This is a genomic window from Mumia sp., from assembly GCF_028803055.1.
GTDB lineage: Bacteria > Actinomycetota > Actinomycetes > Propionibacteriales > Nocardioidaceae > Mumia.
This window is the reverse complement of sequence record NZ_JARBCJ010000246.1, coordinates 1-3,909: the sequence shown is the minus strand read 5'-3', so window position 1 is coordinate 3,909 and position 3,909 is coordinate 1. Positions and strand designations below refer to the sequence as shown.

Sequence of the window (3,909 nt, the reverse complement as noted above, 5' to 3'; positions counted from 1 at the left end):
CGAGGGCCGGCTACGTCGTGATGTTCACCGACTACCGCAACCATGGAGGCTCCGACCACGACTCCGACCTCGACGCCACCCTGCGCACCGGCTACACCGTCGACGTCGTCAACGCGGTCGTGGCGCTGCGGCGCGCCCGGCTCGACGCCGTCGACCCCGACCGGATCGGACTGGTGGGACGGTCGATGGGCGGTGGCATCGCGTACAACGTGCTTGTCAGCCGGCCAGGGCTGGTCAAGGCCGCCGTCGTGCTGTCGCCGATGAGCTCGTCAGCGCCCGACGGTGTCGAGATCATGACGCGCCCAGCAGCGACGCGTGCCTGGAGCCTCGCGGCGGTGCAGGCCTCGTACGGTCCGCCGGACGAGGACTCCGCCGCCTGGCAAGACCTCTCGCCCCGCCGGTTCTTCGAGCGGGTCACCGAGCCGGTGCAGATCCACCACGGCACCGCCGACCGGACCTGTCCGCCGGCGTGGACCGCCGCCTCGGTGGACGCGCTGCGCGCGGCGGGCAAGGAGGTCGACGTCCACTGGTACCCGGGACAGGGTCACCGCATGTCCGGCGCAGGACACGACCTGTCCTTGGCGAGGACCGTGGCCTTCCTCGATGCGCACGTCTGAGCGGTCCCGGCGCCGCTGGTAGGTGGACCCCGATTCGGGTACGTTCCCGAGAACGCACCCGCCTCCGGGAGGAGCAGCCGTGTCCAACGTCGCCGACGCCCTCTTTGAGCACGCACGCGCCCGCCCCGACCGGGTGGCGGTCCGGGCCGCAGGACGCGAGACCACGTTCGGGACCCTGCGGGACGCGGCGGCGGCCTTCGCGAAGCGGGTCGTCGACGCCGGGATCTCCCCCGGCGACCGCGTCCTCCTCGTCGCCCCGACCATCCCAGAGTTCGTCGCCGCCTACTACGGCCTCCACGCCGCCGGCGCGACCGTCATCACGATGAACGTGATGGCACCGGCTCGCGAGCTGGGCTACGTCGTCGACGACGCCGGCGTCGGTCTCGTCGTCGCCTGGCAGGACACCGCCGAGGCCGCCGAGGCCGTCGCCGGCGAGCGTGGACTCCCCTTCTGGCGGATCGGGCCGCTCGAGGACTGGGACACCTCAGACCAGCTCGACGCACCGGTCGACCTGCCCGACGATGCGACGGCGCTCATCATCTACACCTCCGGCACGACGGGGCGGCCCAAGGGCGCGGAGCTCGCCGTGTCCGGCATCGCCGCGATCGTCGACGCGGCCGAGCACGTCATCGAGTTCAGCGACGAGGACCGATCCGGCACCGCACTCCCGCTCTTCCACGTCTTCGGGCAGATCATGGTCATGCACCTGGCGCTCTCCTTCGGCACGCCGGTCTCGCTGCTGCACCCCTTCCACCCGCGCACGTTCGTCGAGATGATCCGCGACGACGAGCTGACGGTGGTGTCGGGCGTGCCGACGATGTGGATCGCGATGCTGCACGCTGCCGGTGACGCGAAGCCTGAGGACTTCGCCCGCCTCCGGCTCGCCTCGTCCGGGGGTGCCTCGCTGCCCGCCGAGGTGATCCGTGCGTTCGAGGAGAGGTTCGGCACGCGGATCCGCGAGGGCTACGGGTTGTCGGAGACGTGCGGCTGGGCGACCTTCGCCCCGCTCGACACCGAGCCGAAGGTCGGCGCGGTCGGCCGCGCGGTGCACAACGTCGAGATCGAGGTCCGTGACCTGGACGGCAACGCCGTGCCGGCCGGCGAAGTCGGGGAGGTGTGGATCCGCGGCCCGATCGTGATGAAGGGCTACTGGAACAATCCCGAGGCGACCGCCGCCGTCCTTCAGGACGGGTGGCTGCGTACCGGTGACCTCGGCATCCTCGACGAGGACGGTGACCTGCGGATCGTCGACCGGCTGAAGGACCTCGTCATCCGCGGCGGCTACAACGTCTATCCGAGCGAGGTCGAAGAGGTGCTCTACGAGCACCCCGACGTCGTCGAGGCGGCGGTCGTGGGCGTCGCCGACCCGACGTACGGCGAGGAGGTGGCTGCCGTCATCGTGCTGCGGGAGGGCGCCGTTCCCGACCCCGAGGCGCTCCGGGCGTGGGCCAAGGAGCGCCTGAGCGCGTACAAGGTGCCACGCCTCTTCCAGTTCGTCGATGTGCTCCCGAAGGGTCCGTCGGGCAAGATTCTCAAGCGCGCCATCGACCGTGCCGCGCTGTCCGACGCCGCGCCGCAGAACGCCACGCCGTCCGACGCCGGGCCGCAGGACCGCCGCCGGTGAGTCCCGCCACCGCCCGCGGCGCCCGCACGAGGGCAGCACTGCTTGCTGCCGCGCGCGAGGTCTTCGAGCGTGACGGCTTCGGCGACGCCCGCGTCGCGGAGATCACGCGGATCGCAGGCTGTGCCACCGGGTCGTTCTACACCTACTTCGCGAGCAAGGAGGAGATCCTCTCCGTCGTCCTCTACGAGGCACAGAAGGATGTCCTCCACCCGCACATCCCGCCAGAGGACGGCATCACCGACCCGGCGGAGCTCGTCGAGGCCAACCACCGGGCGTTCTTCGAGACCTACCGCGCCAACGCCCGTCTCATGCTGTTCATGGAGCAGGTCGCGAGCCACGACGCGAACTTCCGCGGGATGCGCCGGAGGCAGGGGTGGGCGTACGCCGAGCGCAGCGCCGTGCTCGTCCGCCGGCTGCAGGCGCTCGGCCTCGCCGACCCCGAGCTCGATCCGGTGCTCGCCATGCGCTCTCTCGCGACCATGGTGACGCGGATGGCGTACAACACCTTCGTCGCCGGTGACGAGACCTCCCTCGACGACCTCGTGGCGATCTCCACCCGGTTGTGGCTCAACGCGATCGGGGTGACCGCGCGCACGGAGGCCGTCCCGGCGTCAGTGCCCGCGGCGTCGGAGACATCGTCGTGAGCACGGTGCAGACGGTCGCGGGGCCGGTCGACAGCGCCGACCTCGGTCGCACGCTCGTCCACGAGCACATCGTCATCGTCGGCGAGGAGCATCGCCGGAACTACGCCGGTGACTGGGACGAGGACCAGGTGGTGGCCGACGCGGTCCGCGACCTGACCGAGCTCGCGCGCCTCGGGATCGACACGATCATGGATCCGACGGTGCTCGGGCTGGGCCGCTACGTGCCGCGGGTGCAGCGCATCGCGGAGCAGGTCGACCTCAACATCGTGGTGGCGACAGGGCTGTACACCTACAACGAGCTCCCGTTCCAGTTCCACTACGCCGGTCCGGGACTGCTCTTCGACGTGCCGGAGCCGTTGACCGAGCTCTTCGTCCGCGACCTGACGGAGGGGATCGCCGACACGGGAGTCCGCGCGGCGTTCCTCAAGTGCGCGATCGAGGCCCAGGGGCTCACGCCGGGCGTCGAGCGCGTGATGCGCGCGGTGGGTCAGGCGCACGTACAGACCGGCGCACCGATCACGGTGCACACCAACCCCCACACCGGGTCGGGTCTCGTCGCCCAGCGCGTGCTGGGTGAGGAGGGTGTCGACCTGTCGAAGGTGGTCCTGGGGCACTGCGGCGACACGACGGACCTCGACTACCTGAGCAGGCTGGCCGAGGCCGGTTCGCTGCTCGGGATGGACCGTTTCGGACTCGACCTGCTGCTGCCGTTCGAAGACCGGGTCGACACCGTCGTCGAGCTCGTACGCCGCGGCTTCGTCGACAACGTCGTGATCGCTCATGACGCATCGTGCGTCATCGACTGGTTCCCTGCGGGTGCCAAGGAGCAGGTCGTGCCCCGGTGGAACTACCGGCACATCAGCGAGGACGTCATCCCGGCCCTGCTCGACAAGGGGATCAGCCAGGCGGACCTGGAGACGATCCTGGTGCACAACCCGCGCCGTCACTTCGAGTAGCCGCACGCCCGCACCGCCGTACTCCCCCCTCGCCCTTACTCCCCCCTCGGGGGGGGGGGGGGGGGGGG

The 3,909-nt window shown here is 70.8% G+C and carries 4 protein-coding genes; all 4 read left to right on the top strand.

What is annotated here, in order from left to right; all coding sequences use genetic code 11:
* Nucleotides 1-617: alpha/beta fold hydrolase (locus PV363_RS16455; protein WP_301022904.1), on the top strand; the 617-nt coding region annotated here is incomplete at its 5' end.
* Nucleotides 618-696: 79 nt separating this feature from the next.
* Nucleotides 697-2,241, top strand: coding sequence for an AMP-binding protein (locus tag PV363_RS16450; protein WP_220346403.1), 1,545 nt, complete (start codon nucleotides 697-699; stop codon nucleotides 2,239-2,241).
* Nucleotides 2,238-2,885 (top strand): TetR/AcrR family transcriptional regulator, encoded by a 648-nt coding sequence (locus PV363_RS16445; protein ID WP_220346402.1) that lies wholly within the window; start codon nucleotides 2,238-2,240, stop codon nucleotides 2,883-2,885. The genes PV363_RS16450 and PV363_RS16445 overlap by 4 nt, the downstream gene beginning before the upstream one ends.
* Nucleotides 2,882-3,841, top strand: a complete 960-nt coding sequence (locus PV363_RS16440; protein WP_301022903.1) for a hypothetical protein — start codon at nucleotides 2,882-2,884, stop codon at nucleotides 3,839-3,841. Before PV363_RS16445 ends, PV363_RS16440 begins: the two co-directional genes overlap by 4 nt.
* Nucleotides 3,842-3,909: the final 68 nt, after the last annotated feature.